Source organism: Pseudomonas sp. DP-17 (assembly GCF_022380625.1).
Lineage (GTDB): Bacteria > Pseudomonadota > Gammaproteobacteria > Pseudomonadales > Pseudomonadaceae > Pseudomonas > Pseudomonas nitroreducens_A.
Window position 1 is genome coordinate 374448 of sequence record NZ_JAKSXG010000004.1, and the last position, 16874, is coordinate 391321.

Here is a 16874-nt window from a genome sequence, read left to right on the forward strand (position 1 = left end):
CGTCAGGGCTTGCGCCAGAGATTGGTGCGGCGCGCCTTGGCCTCGTGCTCCTCGAACTGGTACTGGCCGACTTCCTCGGGCGTCTGCGTATCGCTCTGCCGCCAACGCGCAAGACCGATGCTCAGCTGTGCCCGACCGATATCCAGCGTGTGACCACAGTTCGGGCATTCCGCCGGGGTGACCCAGACCGCCGCGCGCAGGCTGCCGTCAGGGAGCTGCTCGGCGTGCTTGAGGGTGGCGCTCTTGCCCAGCGCGAGTTGCACCAGGGCCGCACGGGAGCGCTGGCCGAAGGGTTGTTCCAGTGCCGGTGCGGTGACGCCGCGCAGGTGGATCGTCGTATCGCCGCCGTCTGCGCGCTGGCAGGTCAGCTGGTCGCCGCTGAACACGGCCGTTACCTGGCATTCCTCATCCGCGTGGGCGGCGAGGGGAAGGAAGGAAAGTACGAGCAGGGCGGCGGGAACGAATCGCATGGAGCCTCCGGTAGACCCTGTCAGCATAACCGCTGCGAGCGTCCACCGGAGCCCCGATGCAGAGCTTTTACTGGATCAGCGCCATTACCTGTTCGCTGTAGCGCCCACCCGCAGCCGCCCCGGCCGGGAAGATCGCGTCCAGTTCCAGCAGCTCAGCCTGGGTCAACGCGAGGTCCACGGCGGCAACGTTCTCTTCCAGGTACTTGCGCTGCTTGGTGCCAGGGATCGGCACCAGGTGCTCGCCCTGGGCCAGCACCCAGGCCAGCGCCAGTTGCGAGGGCTTCACTGCGCGGGCGGCGGCCAGCTCGGCGACCTTGTCCACCAGACGCAGGTTCTTCGCAAAGTTTTCCCCGGTGAATCGCGGGCTGGAGCGGCGGTAATCGTCCTCGGCAAAATCATCCGGGCTCTTCAGCGCGCCGGTGAGGAAGCCACGGCCCAGCGGACTGTAGGGTACGAAGCCGACACCCAGGCGTTCGCACGCGGCCAGCACGCCATTCTCTTCCGGGGCGCGGGTCCACAGCGAGTACTCGCTCTGGAGTGCGGTGATCGGGTGGACCTTGTGCGCGCGCTCCAGGGTTTCGGCCGAGGCTTCGCTCAGGCCGAGATAGCGTACCTTGCCGGCCTTCACCAGCTCGGCCAGGGCGCCGACGGTTTCCTCGATGGGCACCTTGGGATCGACACGGTGCTGGTAGTAGAGGTCGATGTGATCGGTGCCCAGGCGCTTCAGGCTGCCTTCCACGGACTGGCGGATGTACGCCGGGCTGCCGTTGGCCCCGCGCACCTGCGGCTGGTCCGGAGTGCGCACGATGCCGAACTTGGTGGCGAGGAAGACCTGCTCGCGCTTGCCCTTCAGGGCGCGGCCGAGCAGCTCCTCGTTGGTATGCGGGCCATCGATGTCGGCGGTGTCGAGCAGGGTGACGCCCAGCTCCAGCGCGCGGTGCAGGGTGGCGATGGATTCGGCTTCATCGCTGCCGGTGGTGTAGAAGTCGGACATGCCCATGCAGCCGAGGCCGATGGCGGAGACGACGGGGCCTTGCGAGCCCAGGCGACGGGTCTTCATGCGGGATTCTCCGGGGTGAGGAAAGGGGCAGGACCATTCTTGTTGTTTGTCAGGCATGGATAAACTGGCAGATTGCGGTTTAACTATTCGGCCTGGATGAATAATCGGAGCGCGCCATGGACCGCTTGCAGGCCATGCAGGTCTACACCCGCATCGTCGAACTCAAGGCCTTCGGCAAGGCGGCGGACAGCCTGCAGATGCCGCGCGCCAGCGTGACCCAGCTGATCCAGCAACTGGAGACGCACCTGGGGGTGCAACTGCTGCGTCGCACCACGCGGCAGGTCAGCGTCACGGCTGACGGCCAGGCCTACTACGAGCGCTGCGTGCGCCTGCTGGAGGACCTGGAGGAGGCGGAGAACTGCTTCTCCGACTCGCCCGACAACCCGCGCGGCAAGCTGCGCATCGACCTGCCCAGCTCGCTGGGGCGGCTGGTGGTGATCCCGGCGCTGCCGGAGTTCTGCCGGCGCTACCCGCAGATCGAGCTGGAACTGAGCCTGAATGACCGCCAGGTGGACCTGGTGCGCGAGGGCGTGGACTGCGTGCTGCGCGCCGGCGAACTGCCGGATTCCAGCCTGGTCGGTCGGCGCATCGCCGAGCTGGAGCAACTGACCTGCGTGAGCCGCGCCTATGTGCGGGAGTTCGGATTGCCCGAGCATCCGGATCACCTGGAAGGACATTTCGCGGTCAATTACCAGTCGGCCTCCAGCGGGCGCATCTTCGACCTGGAGTTCCGCTTCGACGGCCAGCTACGGACGCAGCGGCTGCCCAGCCGCCTGTCGGTGAACCACGCCGACGCCTACATCGCCGCCTGTCGCGCCGGCTTCGGCCTGATCCAGGCGCCGCGCTACCACCTGCGCGAGGGCCTGGCCAGCGGCGAACTGGTGGAGGTGCTGCGCGCCTGGCAGCCGCCGCCGCTGCCGGTCAGCGTGCTGCACCCGGTGCGCCGGCAGATGTCGCGGCGCCTGCGGGTGTTCTCCGACTGGCTCGGCGGTTTGTTCGCGGCGGGCATCGACTGAGCCGTCGCTCGTCGGAAAGCTGCCGGGAGCGGCTGCCGGCGTCACCGCGCTGGCTATGCTCAAGGCCGCCGTAGAGCGGTCCGCTATCGCTGAGGTCGCGGCGTTTCTTTTTCAACCACTCCCTGAAGGAAACGACCTAAATGAGCTTCGTCAAAGCGAAAGATGGCACTGAGATCTTCTACAAGGATTGGGGCAGCGGGCAGCCGGTGGTGTTCTCCCACGGCTGGCCGCTCAATGCCGACGCCTGGGATGCGCAGATGCTCTTCCTGGTGCAGAAGGGCTACCGGGTCATCGCCCATGACCGGCGCGGCCATGGCCGCTCGGGCCAGCCGGCCAACGGCAATGACATGGACACCTACGCCGACGACCTGGCGGCGGTGATCGAGGCGCTGGACCTCAAGGGCGCGACCCTGGTCGGACACTCGACCGGTGGTGGCGAGGTGACGCGCTACATTGGCCGCCATGGCACCAAGCGCCTTTCCGGTGCGGTGTTGATCGGTGCGGTACCGCCGCTCATGCTCAAGACTGCGGCCAACCCCGGTGGTTTGCCGATCGATGTGTTCGACGGCATCCGCAAGGGCGTGAAGGAGGACCGTTCGCAGTTCTTCAAGGACCTGGCAGTGCCGTTCTACGGCTACAACCGGCCGGGCGCGAAGCAGTCCCAGGGGGTGATCGACAACTTCTGGCTGCAGGGCATGACCGGCGGGCACCTGGGCCAATACCTGTGCATCCATGAGTTCTCCGAGGTGGACTACACCGAGGACTTGAAGAAGATCGACGTGCCGGCGCTGATCCTCCACGGCGACGACGACCAGATCGTTCCCATCGGCGCCGCTGGCCAGCGTTCGGTGGAACTGGTGCAGAAGGGTGAGCTGAAGGTCTACAAGGGCGGCCCGCACGGCATGTGCACCACCCTGGCCGACCAGGTGAACGAGGACCTGCTGGGCTTCCTCAATCGCTGAGGTACCGATGCCGGGGCCATCGGGCCCCGGCACATGGCGGGTGCGTCAGTGACCGTCCGAACGCCCGCCCACGGTGCGGTTGATAGCGCTCAGCGCGGTGTTGAAGCGTACCGTTTCGTTGAAGCTGCGAACGATGGCGCCGAAGCGTTCCTTGGCATCCACCAGTTGCTTGAAGCGTTCGGTCAGCTCGTTGTCCTTTTGCTGCAGCAACGTCTCGCGGCCGTCCAGGTCGGCATGGCGAATGCGCATCTGCGCCAGCTTGCGCTCCAGCTGTTCCTGCTCCGACTGCAACACCTCGCAGCGCTTGCTGGTGGCGCGGTCGCGGCTGTCGACGGTCTCCGCCAGCGCTTGCAGGGTGGCGCTGCGCTCGGCGAGGGTGGCGGCCTGTTGCTCGCCGAGCCGGGCCAGCGCAGCCTTCTCCTGATGTAAGCGCTGCTCCCACTGGCGCAAGGCTTCCTCGCGCTCGTTGAGCAGGCGCTCGCGTTCATCGGCCTGTTCCTGGCGCGCGTCCAGCGCCTCGCGCTCCTTGATGGAGTCCAGGCGCTGCTGCGACAGGCCCTGGGCCATGCCGGCGAGGGAATCCAGTGTGCTTTGTACGTCCTGCAGGACATTCTCGGTATCGCTGGCGTCTGGCGAGACAACCGCCTGCAGCAACTGATCGGCCTGGCTGAGCGGAGGGTCGGACGAGATATCCGGCGTGCCGATGCCATTGGCGGTTGGCCGGCTCGCCTCACGCTGCAGGGCTTCATCCAGTTCATCGAGCTGGTCCAGGGTATGCTGCGCGCTCTGCTGCTGTTTCAGGACGTAGTCCGTAGCGCCGGCCGAATAAGCGGATGCCTGGCTCGGCGCGGCACCCAGCGCATCCGGCAGTTGGCCGGGCGGCAGGTCGTAGAGTTGCGACAAGTGGTCCTGTGGGTGCGCGAAGGGGCGCTGCGGCTTGGGCTGGCCTGCGCCTTCGGCGGGCTCCTTGGAATTGCGAATACTCATGCGGGTCTCCCGGGCTGTTCCTGGGTAAGGCGAAAGCACCTGGAGCCTGGCCGATGCCGGACTCTGGCAGGGCGGGGCTCAAGGCAGGGGCTGTCTCGGGCGTCGGGCTGCATGGTGCGTTCCCGGGCTTCTGCCTTGCTGGCGGGAGCCGATTCCATCCGGCGCTGGGCGGCGGTGGTCGGCGGCGCCCAGATGCAGTTTAGGCCGCTCCGGAAGGTTTGCCGGGAAAGAGCGTGCGGCGGCACTGGCGGCGACGGACGGCTTATCCCTGGCGATGCTCGAGCACGTTCACCACTGTGCCCAGCGGGTCGAGCAGGAAGAAGCGCCGAACGCCCCAGGGTTCGATCGTCAGCGCATAGATGATCTCGTGGCCGCCTGCGAGAGCGCGCCGGTGCACCTCATCGAGATTGTCCACCTCAATGGACAGGTCCGGCACCGGAGCTCCCGAGCCGCCTTCGCTGGCCAGGCTCACTTGCGCCAACGCGCTGTCGCCGCTAGCGAGGGTGATCAGCCAGCCGTGGTCCATCACCACGTCCAGGTCGAACAGCTCGCGGTAGAAGCGCGCGACGTCGGCAGGCTTGCCGGTGGCGAGATTGGCGACGATGCGGCGGACGGTCATGGCGGCGCTCCGTGAAGGGACGCCGCCAGCATAGTCTCTCAATGCGCCGGGCGCGCCGGAGGCATGCGGCGGCGGTGGATGCGGTAGAACTGGTAGAGCACACCGACCACCAGCACCAGCAGCGCGACCATCACCGCCGTCTGCACCGGCGGTGAATCGGGGCCCTGGCCGATGGGGTTGGACGGCGGCAGGCGCGACAGGGATTCGTTGAGCGTGGGGATCATCATCAGGAAGAAGCTGAAGCTCATGGCTGCGGTTTCCAGGTATTCGCCCAGGCCGCCCAGCGCGCTGATCCTTTGCGCATAGCTGCCCACCGCGAGGGCGACCAGGCAGAGGATGCCGATGGCGTGGCCCGCATTGAAGCCTCCCGTGCTGGAGAGTCCGAATGCGGTAAGCACGCCAAGGATCATCCCGTACACATACCAGCGCCCGACCGGGCTGCGCGGGTCGATGCGCCCCGCCTGGTAGAACGCCCACAACCCGGCGACCAGCGGCACCAGGCTGATGGCGGTATGCACGATACCCAGGGTGGAAAGGGGGTTGGCCATGACGAACGCCTCCGCAGTGAGCACAGGGACGCCACGCATCCACGAGCTGTGCCGGGGCACGGAGGGGCGGGTGTGTTGTCAGGTTAGACGCAACCCGCGTGGGAGCAGGGTCGTGGCGGCTTCAGCCGACGAACGTCACAGGCGCTTGTTGAGCCAGCGCGCCAGGCGGTCGCCGCCGAACTGGATCAGGGTCACCAGCGCCACCAGCAGGATGATCACGGTGAGCATCACCTGGGTATCGAAGCGCTGGTGGCCATAGCGATAGGCGAGGTCGCCGAGGCCGCCGGCACCGATGGCGCCGGCCATGGCCGAGGAGTTGATCATGGTCACCAGGGTGATGGTGAAGCCGGCGACTATGCCCGGTCGCGCCTCGGGCAGCAGCACGTTCCAGATGATGTGCCGGGGCCGGCAGCCCATCGCCTGCGCGGCCTCGATCAGGCCGTGGTCGACCTCGCGCAGGCTGACTTCCGCGATGCGCGCGAAAAACGGCGTGGCGGCGATGGTCAGCGGCACTACCGCGGCCCACACGCCGTAGCTGGTGCCGACGATCAGGCGGGTGAAGGGAATCAGCGCGACCATCAGGATCAGGAACGGAATCGAGCGCAGCACGTTGACCACGCTGCCCAGGCCCTGGTTGACCAGGCGCGCCTGGAAGATTCCACCGGGGCCGGTGGTGACTAGCACCAGGGCCAGCGGAATGCCCACCAGCAGGACGATGGCCGAGGATGCGCCGATCATCAGCAGGGTATCGAGCAGGCCTTGCAGCAGGCGATCAGGCATGGGTGAGCACCTCCAGGCGGTCGGCGATGTCGCGGGCACGTTCGAGCAGTTGCGGGGCGCTGGCGGCGGGCGCGGCAACGCTCAGCAAAAGCCGGCCGAGGGCGCGGCCCTGGATGCGTTCGATACCCCCATGCAGCAGGCTGACGCGGCTGCCCAGGGCCTGGGCGATGGCCAGCAGGTCCGGCTCCTGTTCGCGTACGCCGGTGTAGTGCAGGTCGAGGATGACTTCGTTGTCCGAGGGATGTTCCAGTCGGGCCAGCAGGTCCGGCGGCAGGTGCTGCTGCAGCGAGCCGAGCAGGGTGCGGCTGACTTCGTGCTGCGGGTTGCCGAAGACTTCCCAGACGTCGCCCTGCTCGACGATGCGCCCGCGTTCGAGCACCACCACGCGATCACAGATCTCACGGATCACCGCCATCTCGTGGGTGATCAGCACGACGGTCAGGCCCAGGCGGCGGTTGATGTCGCGCAGTAGCGCGAGGATGGCCTGGGTGCTCTCCGGGTCCAGCGCCGAGGTGGCTTCGTCGCAGAGCAGGATTTCCGGCTGATGCACCAGCGCGCGGGCAATGCCGACGCGCTGCTTCTGCCCGCCGGAGAGTTGCGCCGGGTAGGCGTGGCGCTTGTCTTCCAACCCAACGAGCTGCAGCAGCTCGTCCACCCGCTCGGCAATGCGCGCCTTGGGCATGCCGGCCACGCGCAGGGGCAGGGCGATGTTCTGTGCGACCGTCTTGGCCGACATCAGGTTGAAGTGCTGGAAGATCATGCCGACGCGTCGGCGCAGGCCGACCAGTTGCTGGGCGTCGAAGGCGCCGATGTCCTCGCCGTCGATCAGTACCTGGCCGACGCTGGGTTGCTCCAGGCGGTTGAGGGTGCGGATCAGCGAGCTCTTGCCGGCGCCGCTGCGGCCGATGATGCCGAACACTTCGCCACGGCGGACGGAGAGTTCGATGTCGCTCAGTGCCTGCACCGGGCCATGGTGGCCGGCGTAGGTCTTGCCCAGGCCGCGCAGGGCAATGTGCTGGGTGGCGAGTTCGAGATTGCGGTTGAAGCTGACCATGGTGGGGGCCTGTTCTGAGTTTGGGAGCGAGAGCTGGCGTAGGAGCGGACTTCGTCCGCGATGGCATACGGCGCGAGGCGAACCTGTCCCGGACGGAGTCCGCTCCTACAAGGTCAATTCCAGCCCGGCTGGTAGAGCGAACCGTGGGCCTTGTCCAGGGCGGCGCGGACCTGTGGCGAGTGTTGGTAGAGATCGACGAACTTCTTCAGCCGGCCGTCCGGGTCCTTGAAGTCGTCACGGGTGACGAACTGGATGACGTATTCCTTGTTCTCGATGCCGTCGAACAGCAGCGCGCTGTTCGGGTCGATGGTCCCGGCCAGGCGGATGTAGTGCGGGTAGCCCTGGGCGAGGTCGACATCATCCAGTGCGCGCACCAGCTGCACGGCTTCCAGCTCGATGATCTGGATGTGCTTCGGGTTGGCCACGATGTCGTCCAGCGTCGCCTTGTAGCCCACTCCATCCTTGAGCTTGAGCAGCCCGGCCTTCTGCAGCAGCTGCAGGCCGCGGCCGCCATTGATCGGGTCGTTGGCGATGGCGACCTTGGCGCCTTCTGGCAGGTCGGCGATGGCCTTGTATTTGGTCGAGTACAGGCCGACGTTGTTGATGATCCCCGGCGCGAAGGCCTTCAGGTGCAGGCCGCCCTCACGGTTGGCGTTCTCCAGGAAGGGTGTGTGCTGGAAATAGTTGGCGTCGATGTCGCCGTGGTCGAGGGTGATGTTCGGCGCGTTCCAGTCGGTGAACTCCACCAGTTCGACCTTCAGGCCCTGTTGGGCGGCTTCCTTCACCGCCACTTCCAGCGGCGGGGCGAAGGCGGCGGTGGTGCCCAGGCGCAGGGTGTCGGCGGCCTGGGCCAGGCCGGCGGCGAGGAGACTCAGCGAAAGGCCGAGGGAAAGCTTGAAGCGTGCATGCATGGCAACGAGTCCTTTTGATTTTTTTACAGGGAGAGGGCCGGAGTCGCTCCAGTGGCGGATTGTGCGCGGTAGCTGGCGCCGACATGCCGCGCGGGCAGTCGGGCGCGGCCGGCGCCGAAGAGTTTTTCCCGCAGGGTGCCGTCCGCGTACGTGGTTTTGTACGCCCCACGGTTCTGCAGTTCGGGCACCACGAGTTCGATGAAGTCGGCGTAGCTTTCCGGCTCCACAGTGCGGGTGAGGTTGAAGCCGTCGAGGCCCGCCTCGTTGATCCAGCCCAGCAGTTCATCGGCCACCTGCACCGGGTTGCCCACCAGCGTGGTGTAGCGTCCGCCGAGAGCGAGCTGCTCCAGCAACTGGCGCACGGTGGCGTCGGTGCGGGCCACGGTCAGGGCCTTGGTGGCGGATTCGATGGCGTTGGTCTTTTCGTAGCGGATCGGCTCGTCCAGTGCATAGCGCGAGAAGTCGATGCCGGTGGTGCTGGCGAAGTGCGCAAGCCCGGCCTCGGCGCTGGCGAAGCGGCGGTACTCGGCGAGTTTGTCGCGGGCCTCGGCCTCGGTCGGTGCGACGATCACGTTGATCCCCATGAACACCTTGATGTCGTCCGCCCGGCGGCCGGCATCGATCGCGGCCTGGCGGATGCGGTTCACCAGCACGCGGGTGGCTTCGCGGGTCTGCGCCGAGACGAACACGCACTCGGCGTGGCGCGCGGCGAAGGCCAGCCCGCGATTCGACGCGCCGGCCTGGAACAGCAGCGGCGTGCGCTGCGGCGAAGGTTGGCTGAGGTGGTAACCCTCGACATCGAAGAACTCGCCGTGGTGACGGACCTTGTGCACCTTGCCCGGCTGCGCGTAGACGCGACGCTGGCGGTCGGCGACTACGGCGTCGTCTTCCCAGCTGCCTTCCCAGAGCTTGTAGAGCACCTCCAGGTACTCGTCGGCGCGGTCGTAGCGGCGGTCGTGGTCGATCTGCCGCTCCTGGCCCATGGCGCGGGCGGTGCTTTCCAGGTAGCCGGTGACGATGTTCCAGCCGACCCGGCCATCGCTCAGGTGATCCAGCGTGGAGAGCCTGCGGGCGAACGGGTAGGGCGCCTCGTAGGTCAGGTTGGCGGTGACGCCGAAGCCCAGGTGCCGCGTCGCACCGGCCATGGCCGAGACCAGCATCAGCGGATCGTTCACCGGCAGTTGGATGGCCTCTTTCGCGGTGAGCTCGATGCCGTTCTGGTAGACGTCGTAGACGCCGAGGATGTCGGCGAGGAACAAGCCGTCGAACAGGCCCTTCTCCAGCAGGCGCGCGAGGTCGGTCCAGTGGCTGAGCTTGTTGAAGTCGCTGGAACGGTCGCGCGGATGGGTCCACAGGCCGTGGTTGATGTGGCCGACGCAATTCATGCTGAAGGCGTTGAGGAGAATCTGCTTCTGGCTCATAGGGTCCCCCGGCGTGGCGGCAGCTGGCCGTTGAGGTAGTAGTTGCCCACCGCGAAGTACTTCCAGCGCGCCGGGTCGTGCAGGGTGTGCACGCGGGCGTTGCGCCAGTGACGGTCCTGGCCCAGTTCGGCGAGGCTGGCGCGGCTGCCGCCCAGCTCGATCAGCTTGGAGCCCGCCAGCAGCGAGACCTCGGTGGTGATCGCCCGCGCCTCGGCTACGGCGATGGACGCGGCGGCGACGCTCTCGGCCGTCGGCTCGGCGGTGGCGGCATCGAGCACGCGGCCGGAGCGATCCAGCAGCGCCTCGGCGGCGTGCAGGCGGATCGCCAGGCGGCCCACTTCGTTGATCGCCAGGGGATCGTCGCTGGCCTTATCGACACCGGCGTCGATCCACGGCCGCGCCTTCTCGCGCAGGAACACCAGCGCATCCTCATAGGCACCGCGGGCGATGCCGACGTCGATGGCAGCGTGGAGAATCTGCGCGAACGGGCCGACCGTGGTCGGGCGCTCGAAGGCGCTCTGGAACGGCACGATGTCGTCCGCGCTCACGGGCGCTCCATCGAATACCACGCTGCCGCTGCCGGTGGTGCGCTGGCCGAAGCCGGACCAGTCGTCGATCACTTCCACGCCCTTGGCGTCGCGTGCGATGAAGGCGAACTGCTGGACGCCCTCGTCGTCGATCACCAGGGTCGGAATGCGTTGCGCATAGAGCGCGCCGGTGCAGTAGAACTTGCGGCCGTAAATGCGCAGTCGGCCGTCCTCGCGCTTCAGTCGGGTGGTGCGGTCGTGGGCGGTGCGCGTGCCGATTTCCGCCAGCGCGTTGCCGAAGCGCACACCGGCCAGGACCTCGGCGAACAGGCGGGCCTTCTGCTCTTCGCTGCCGTTCACCCGCAGCAGTTCGACCGCGTAGAAATGGTTCTGCGGAATCTGCCCCAGCGAGCCGTCAGCGGCGGAGATGATCGCGATCACGCGCGCCACCGTGACGCGGGAAACCCCAGCGCCGCCATGCTCGCGCGGCACGGTGATGCCCCACAGGCCGGAGCGGCTGAAGCGTTCCAGCTCGTCCCACGGCAGGCGCCGTTCGCGGTCGCGGGCGATGGCGCCTTCGCGGAAGTCGGCGGCCAGGGCGCGGGCGACTTCCAGGGCTTCGTCGTCGCTGCGGATGATGTGGATGGGACTGCTCTGCAGGGGAGAGTGTACGAGGCTGTTCATCGGCGCTCCTCAGATCCAGGAATGACGCGCCGGGCGGGCGCCGTTGAGGTGGTAGGCACCGACCGCCTGGACTTTCCAGCGCACCGGGTCATGCAGGGTGTGCACACGGGCGTTGCGCCAGTGGCGGTCGAGGTTGAACTCGGCGAGGGTGGCGCGGCTGCCGGCCAGCTCGAAGAGCTTTTCGCTGGCGGCCAGGCTGATCTCGGTGGTCAGCACCTTGGCCTCGGCCACGGCGATGGAGGCGCGGGCGGCGGACTCGTCGTCGATGGGCCGCGCGCTGACTTCGTCGAGCACATGGCCGGCGCGCTCCAGCAGCGCTTCGGCAGCGTGCAGTTCGACCTGCAGGCGGCCGATCTCGGCGATGGTGAAGGGCTCTTCGCTGGCCTGCTCGACGTTCGCGTCGATGAAGGGGCGGGTGCGCGTGCGGATGAAGTCGATGGCGTCTTCCAGGGCGTTGGCGGCAATGCCTGCATCGATGGCGGCCTGGATCAGTTGCGAAACGGCGCCCTGGATGTTCGGGATGTCGGCAAGGCGGCCGTTGTGGATCACCAGCGAAGCCGCGACGGGGACGTTGTCCAGCCGTACGGTGCCGCTGGCGGTGGTGCGCTGGCCGAAGCCGGACCAATCGTCGACGATGCGCAGGCCTTCCGCGCCGCGCTCGACAAAGCCCATCACCGCGCGGCCTTCTTCATCGACGGCCTTCACCGCGACCCAGTGGGCGAACAGCGCGCCGGTGGAATAGAACTTCTCGCCGCTGACGCGGAAGTGTTCGCCGTCGCGAACCAGCCGCGCCTTGAGCTCGAGGGTGTTGCGGGTGTTGCGTTCGGGGCCGGCATTGCCGATTCGCCGACCGTTGAGTACGCCGCCGAACAGCACGCGCTTCTGCGCGTCGCTGGCGACGTTGTCGATCACCTTGAGCAGGCCGAACTGGTTCTGCGGAATCTGTCCCAGAGCCGGGTCGGCGGTGCAGATCACGCGGAAGACTTCGGCCAAGGTGGCGTAGGAGACCTGCGCGCCGCCGTAGGCGCGGGGAATGCTGATGCCGCCCAGGCCGAGGGCGGTGAAGTGCTCCAGCTCGCGCCAGGGCAAGGCGCGCTCGCGGTCGCGGGCGGCGGCGCCGGGTTTTGCCAGGCGTGCCACTTCGTGGGCGGCTTCGATGGCCTGGGCGTCGTTGTCGATGCGGCGCGCCGGGAGTAGCCGGGGCGCCTGGTCACGAAGGTCCTTGGGTGCGGATTCGTTGGTCATGCGGTTTCCTGTGGTTATCGCTGTTCGGGAGAATCCCTCTCCCCAACCCTCTCCCTGAAGGGAGGGGGGGCCGTTCGGGGCGTGTTGCCAGCGCGCCATCAGCCGTTGCTGGCGGCGCGCTTGAAGTTACCGGTGATAGCAGCGTTCGCAGGCGACTCGGACAGCACCCTCTCCCGCTTGCGGGAGAGGGTGGGGGAGAGGGTGAAACGCCCCCGCCCGATCTCGCATCAGAACGCCGGCGCGATCTCGCCCTTGTAGCGGGTGAGGATGAACTGCCGGACTTCCGGCGAATTCAGCACCTTGGCCAGCTTCTGGATGCCCGGGTCCTGGATGTTGTCCGGACGGGCGACGAGGAACTCGGCATAGAGGTCCTTGCCTTTTTCCACGATCAGCGCGCTCTTGGTGTCGATGCCGGCTTCCAGCGCGTAGTTGGCGAAGATGAACGCCAGGTCCACCTGCTTCACTGCGCGGGCCAGCAGGGCGCCTTCGAGTTCACGGATCTTCAGGTGCTTGGGGTTGTCGGTGATGTCGCGCTCGGTGGACTGCGGGTTGGTCGGGTCCTTGAGCTTGATCAGGCCGCTCTCGGCCAGCAGCACCAGGGCGCGACCGGTGTTCACCGGGTCGTTGGGGATGGCCACGCTGGCGCCGTCAGGCAGCTCGGCGAGGGACTTGTACTTGGTGGAGTAGGCGCCGAAGGGTTCGATGTGGATGCCCACCACCGGCACCAGGTCGGTGTGGCGGGTCTTGTTGAAGTCATCGAGGAAGGGGCGGTACTGGTAGTAGTTGGCGTCGAGGTTCTTCTGCGCGAGCTGCAGGTTGGGCTGGATGAAGTCGGTGAAGACCTTGATGTCCAGGTCGACGCCTTCCTTGGCCAGTTCCGGTTTGACGAATTCGAGGATCTCGGCGTGGGGCACCGGGGTGGCGCCGACCACGAGTTTCTCACCCGCTTGGGCGGAAAAAGCGACGACGGCCGCCAGAATGGCGATGGCCTTTTTCATGGGTGTTGCTCCATGCATGGTTTAGAAAGTATCAGTAGTGGGTGGGCCGTCGTGGTGTGGACGTGGGGCCTTGGTGGCAGCGGGGCCCGGCTGCCGGCGGGTGTTTTGGATGCCGCTCCCGGAGAGGGAGTGGGCGGGGAATTCAGCGCCGCGTGTAGCGTGCTACCAGTCGGTCGCCGCTCATCTGCAGGGCCTGCACCAGCAGGATCAGCAGGGCGACGGTGATGATCATCACGTCGGTCTGGAAGCGCTGGTAACCGAAGCGGATGGCCAGGTCGCCCAGGCCGCCGCCGCCGATCACGCCGGACATCGCGGTGTAGTCCACCAGCACGATGGCGGTGACGGTCACGGCGGCGATCAGCCCGGTGCGGGCCTCCGGCAGCAGGGTGTGCCAGATGATCTGCCAGGTGCTGGCGCCCATCGCCTGGGTGGCTTCCACCAGGCCGCGGTCGACTTCGCGCAGCGCGGTTTCCACCAGGCGGGCGAAGAACGGCGTGCAGCCCACCACCAGCGGCGGAATGGCGCCGGGCACCCCCAGCGAGGTGCCGGTGACCAGCGTGGTGACCGGGATCAGCACGATCAGCAGGATGATGAAGGGCAGCGAACGCAGCATGTTCACCGCCACGGAAAGCGCGCGGTACAGGCCGGGTTTTTCGTGCAGCTGTCGCTTGCCGGTGAGGTACAGCAGTACGCCCAGCGGCAGACCGAGCAGCACGGTGAAGGCCAGCGCGCCGCCGAGCATGGCCAGGGTGTCCAGGCAGGCCTGGCCAAGGTCATGCCAGTCGAGGTTGCGGAACCAGCCGTCCATCACTGTGCGCTCCGACGCAGCTTCGCGGCGCGGTGCGGGGCGCGCAGGCGGTCGCCCTGGCCGAACAGTTTGTGGCGCAAGGTGCCCTGTTCGTACTCGCGCTTGAACAGGCCGCGCGCCTGCAGTTCCGGCACCAGCAGGTCGACGATGTCGACGAAGGTCTCCGGCGCCACCAGGCTGGAGAGGTTGAAGCCGTCGACGTCGGTTTCCTCGACCCAGGCCTGCAACTGGTCCGCCACGGTCTGCGGCGAACCCACCAGCAGCGGGCCGTCTCCACCCAGGGCGCAGTAGTCGGCGATCTCGGCGGCGGTCCACTGGCGCTCCGGGTCGGCGGCGCTGAAGGCGTCCACCGCGGACTGGATGGCGTCGCTCTGTACGTGGCGCAACACCTGGTCCGGTGCGTACTGGCCGAAGTCGATGCCGGTCCAGCCGGAGACCAGTGCCAGCGCTCCTTCGCGGTCGCTGTACTGGCGGTAGCCCTCCAGCTTGGCCAGGGCCTCTTCGTCGGTCGGTGCGACGATCACCGTGAGCTGGTTCAGCACCAGCACATCACTGGCCTGGCGTCCGGCCTCCACGGCGAGGCGGCGCAGGTCGGCCACCTGGTCGCGGAGGATGCGCTTAGTCGGCGCGGCGACGAACACGCACTCGGCATTGCCGGCGGCGAAGGCCTTGCCGCGGCTCGACGCGCCGGCCTGGTAGAGCACCGGGGTGCGTTGCGGCGACGGCTGGCTGAGGTGGAAGCCGGGCACGTCGAAGTGCTCGCCCTTGTGCTCGATGGGGTGCACCTTGCGCGGCTCTGCATAGACGCCGCTGGCGCGATCGGCAACCACCGCGTCGTCGTCCCAGCTGGCTTCCCAGAGCTTGTAGCAGACCTCCAGGTATTCCTCGGCCAGGGCATAGCGCTGCTGGTGGTTGAGCTGCTGCTTCAGCCCCAGGTTGCGCGCGCCGCTGCTCAAGTAGGAGGTGACGATGTTCCAGCCGGCGCGGCCTCGGGTCAGGTGGTCCAGCGTGGAGATGCGCCGGGCGAAGGGGAACGGATGTTCGAAGGACACCGAGGCGGTGATGCCAAAGCCCAGGTGCTCGGTGGCCGCGGCCATGGCCGGGACGATCTGCAGCGGATCGTTGGCCGGCACCTGTGCGCCTGCGGACAGCGCCGCGTCGGCGTTGCCGCGGTAGACGTCGTAAACGCCCAGCACATCGGCGAGGAACAGCCCGTCGATCCTGCCGCGTTCGAGGGTCTTCGCCAGCTCGATCCAGTAGTGGATGTCGGTGTAGCGCGCGGCCTGCTGGTCGCGCGGGTGGCGCCAGAGGCCGGGCGACAGGTGGCCGACGCAGTTCATGGCGAAGGCGTTGAGGCGGATCTGCTTGCTCATCGCGCGTCCTCAGTTCCAGTCGTGGCGCGGTGGGCGCTTGTCGTTGAGCAGCCAGTTGCCGACCAGGTGGTACTTCCAGCGCACCGGGTCGTGCAGGGTGTGCACGCGGGCGTTGCGCCAGTGGCGGTCGAAGCCGTGGCGGGCGAGGGTGGAGCGGGTGCCGCCCAGTTCGAACAGCTTGTTGGTGGCGTCGATGGCAACCTCGGTGGTCAGCACCTTGGCCTTGGCCACGGCGACCGAGGCGCGGGCCACGCTGTCCTCGTCCGGCGCCGGTCGGGCGGCGTCCATCACCTTGCCGGCGCGTTCCAGCAGGGCGTCGGCGGCTTCGATGCGGATGCCCAGTTCACCGACCTGGATGATGGTCAGGGGGTCTTCGCTGGCCTTTTCCACGCCGGCGTCGATCCAGGGGCGCGCCTGCTCGCGGACGAAGGCGATGGTGTCGCGCAGCGCCGCGCGGGCGATGCCGGCGTCGATGGCGGCAGTGGTGATCTGCGCGAACGGGCCGGCGAGGGTCGGCACGTCGTAGGAACGGTGCGTGGGGAACACGTTGAACGCCGGTACGCGCAGGCCTTCCACCAGCACGGTGCCGCTGGAGGTGGTGCGCTGGCCGATGCTGGCCCAGTCGTCGACGATGGCGAGGCCCGGCGTGCCGCGCGGGACGAAGGCGAGCTGGGCGTTGTTCTGCTCGTCCAGACCGAGCACGCCGATCCAGTGGGCATAGAGCGAGCCGGTGCAATAGCCCTTGCGGCCGTCGATCACCACGCTGTCGCCGTCATGGCGCAGGCGGGTCCGGATGTCCTGGACGTTCTTGCCGCCGGTTTCCGACAGGGCGTTGGCGAAGCGGTTGCCTTTGAGCGCGAGGTCGAAGAAGAAGCGCTTCTGTTCGTCGCTGCCCTGCAGGCGGATGTCTTCCAGCAGGCAGTAGTGGTTCTGCGGAATCTGCCCCAGCGACGGGTCGGCGGCGGAGACGATGGCGATGACTTCCGCCAGCGTGGCGTAGGACACCTCGGCGCCACCGAACTCGCGCGGCACGGTGATGCCCCACAGGCCGCTGTTGGAGTAGACCTCGACGACCTCGGGGGGGACTTCGCGGTTGCGGTCGCGCTCGGCGGCGCCTTCGAGCAGGAAGGCGGCGACCTTGTGGGCGACTTCGATGGCTTGCGCATCGGAAACGATCCGCTGGGCGTTGGGTTCGCGGATGTCGTAGTGGGCGGACTGGGGGAGTTGGGGCATGGCAGTACAGCGACCTCGGCAGATGAATCGACCCGGCGTTCGGGTCTGTCTGATTGGGTCATTGCACAAGCTGTGCCGGAAATTAATTACCTTTAAAATCAGTTGCTTAGGTTTTTATCCCAACAGTTGCGCAACTGGGCAAACAGCAAAGTGTTGGGCGAGTGTTGCTGGGGCAGCA

At 67.4% G+C, this 16874-nt stretch carries 17 protein-coding genes; 2 read left to right on the forward strand and 15 right to left on the reverse strand.

What is annotated here, in order from left to right:
• Positions 1-2: 2 nt before the first annotated feature.
• Together MJ122_RS11040 and MJ122_RS11045 are read right to left on the reverse strand one after the other, a co-directional pair.
• Positions 3-470, reverse strand: coding sequence for a thermonuclease family protein (locus tag MJ122_RS11040; RefSeq protein ID WP_239744186.1), 468 nt, complete (start codon positions 468-470; stop codon positions 3-5).
• A 67-nt stretch (positions 471-537) separates the two neighbouring features.
• Positions 538-1530 (reverse strand): aldo/keto reductase, encoded by a 993-nt coding sequence (locus tag MJ122_RS11045; protein ID WP_239744187.1) that lies wholly within the window; start codon positions 1528-1530, stop codon positions 538-540.
• Between the two features lie 116 nt (positions 1531-1646).
• Here MJ122_RS11045 and MJ122_RS11050 point away from each other — a divergent pair, with 116 nt between their 5' ends.
• On the forward strand, positions 1647-2546 hold the full coding sequence (locus tag MJ122_RS11050) for a LysR family transcriptional regulator (RefSeq protein WP_088417315.1): 900 nt from the start codon (positions 1647-1649) through the stop codon (positions 2544-2546).
• A gap of 140 nt (positions 2547-2686) precedes the next feature.
• A complete protein-coding gene (locus tag MJ122_RS11055; RefSeq protein WP_088417314.1) occupies positions 2687-3508 on the forward strand; it encodes an alpha/beta hydrolase in 822 nt (273 codons plus the stop codon).
• A 45-nt stretch (positions 3509-3553) separates the two neighbouring features.
• On the opposite strand, the gene MJ122_RS11060 is transcribed toward MJ122_RS11055, so the two are convergent.
• The 13 genes from MJ122_RS11060 to MJ122_RS11120 all read right to left on the reverse strand — a co-directional run bounded on the left by MJ122_RS11060 (position 3554) and on the right by MJ122_RS11120 (position 16696).
• A complete protein-coding gene (locus MJ122_RS11060; RefSeq protein ID WP_239744188.1) occupies positions 3554-4495 on the reverse strand; it encodes a hypothetical protein in 942 nt (313 codons plus the stop codon).
• Between the two features lie 262 nt (positions 4496-4757).
• Positions 4758-5114 carry a VOC family protein gene (locus tag MJ122_RS11065; protein WP_239744189.1) on the reverse strand — a complete coding sequence of 119 codons (357 nt, stop codon included), beginning with the start codon at positions 5112-5114 and terminating at the stop codon, positions 4758-4760.
• Between the two features lie 38 nt (positions 5115-5152).
• The gene (locus MJ122_RS11070) at positions 5153-5662 is read right to left on the reverse strand and encodes a hypothetical protein (protein WP_239744190.1); all 510 of its coding nucleotides are present in this window, start codon (positions 5660-5662) and stop codon (positions 5153-5155) included.
• A 135-nt stretch (positions 5663-5797) separates the two neighbouring features.
• Positions 5798-6442, reverse strand: a complete 645-nt coding sequence (locus MJ122_RS11075; protein ID WP_239744191.1) for a methionine ABC transporter permease — start codon at positions 6440-6442, stop codon at positions 5798-5800.
• Complete coding sequence (locus tag MJ122_RS11080; protein WP_239744192.1) at positions 6435-7496, reverse strand: ATP-binding cassette domain-containing protein; 1062 nt, start codon at positions 7494-7496, stop codon at positions 6435-6437. The genes MJ122_RS11075 and MJ122_RS11080 overlap by 8 nt, the downstream gene beginning before the upstream one ends.
• A 113-nt stretch (positions 7497-7609) precedes the next feature.
• The gene (locus tag MJ122_RS11085; RefSeq protein WP_239744193.1) at positions 7610-8407 is read right to left on the reverse strand and encodes a MetQ/NlpA family ABC transporter substrate-binding protein; all 798 of its coding nucleotides are present in this window, start codon (positions 8405-8407) and stop codon (positions 7610-7612) included.
• A gap of 23 nt (positions 8408-8430) precedes the next feature.
• Entirely contained in the window at positions 8431-9828 is a 1398-nt protein-coding gene (locus MJ122_RS11090; protein WP_239744194.1) for an LLM class flavin-dependent oxidoreductase, read from the reverse strand.
• Complete coding sequence (locus MJ122_RS11095) at positions 9825-11039, reverse strand: SfnB family sulfur acquisition oxidoreductase (protein ID WP_239744195.1); 1215 nt, start codon at positions 11037-11039, stop codon at positions 9825-9827. Before MJ122_RS11095 ends, MJ122_RS11090 begins: the two co-directional genes overlap by 4 nt.
• 9 nt (positions 11040-11048) lie before the next feature.
• A complete protein-coding gene (locus MJ122_RS11100) occupies positions 11049-12284 on the reverse strand; it encodes an SfnB family sulfur acquisition oxidoreductase (RefSeq protein ID WP_239744196.1) in 1236 nt (411 codons plus the stop codon).
• A gap of 227 nt (positions 12285-12511) precedes the next feature.
• Positions 12512-13282: a MetQ/NlpA family ABC transporter substrate-binding protein gene (locus tag MJ122_RS11105; protein ID WP_088417304.1), complete on the reverse strand. Its 771-nt coding sequence runs from the start codon at positions 13280-13282 to the stop codon at positions 12512-12514.
• A gap of 142 nt (positions 13283-13424) precedes the next feature.
• Positions 13425-14090 carry a methionine ABC transporter permease gene (locus MJ122_RS11110; RefSeq protein WP_239744197.1) on the reverse strand — a complete coding sequence of 222 codons (666 nt, stop codon included), beginning with the start codon at positions 14088-14090 and terminating at the stop codon, positions 13425-13427.
• Positions 14090-15463, reverse strand: a complete 1374-nt coding sequence (locus MJ122_RS11115; protein ID WP_239744198.1) for an LLM class flavin-dependent oxidoreductase — start codon at positions 15461-15463, stop codon at positions 14090-14092. Before MJ122_RS11115 ends, MJ122_RS11110 begins: the two co-directional genes overlap by 1 nt.
• A gap of 9 nt (positions 15464-15472) precedes the next feature.
• Entirely contained in the window at positions 15473-16696 is a 1224-nt protein-coding gene (locus MJ122_RS11120; protein WP_239744199.1) for an SfnB family sulfur acquisition oxidoreductase, read from the reverse strand.
• Positions 16697-16874 lie beyond the last annotated feature (178 nt).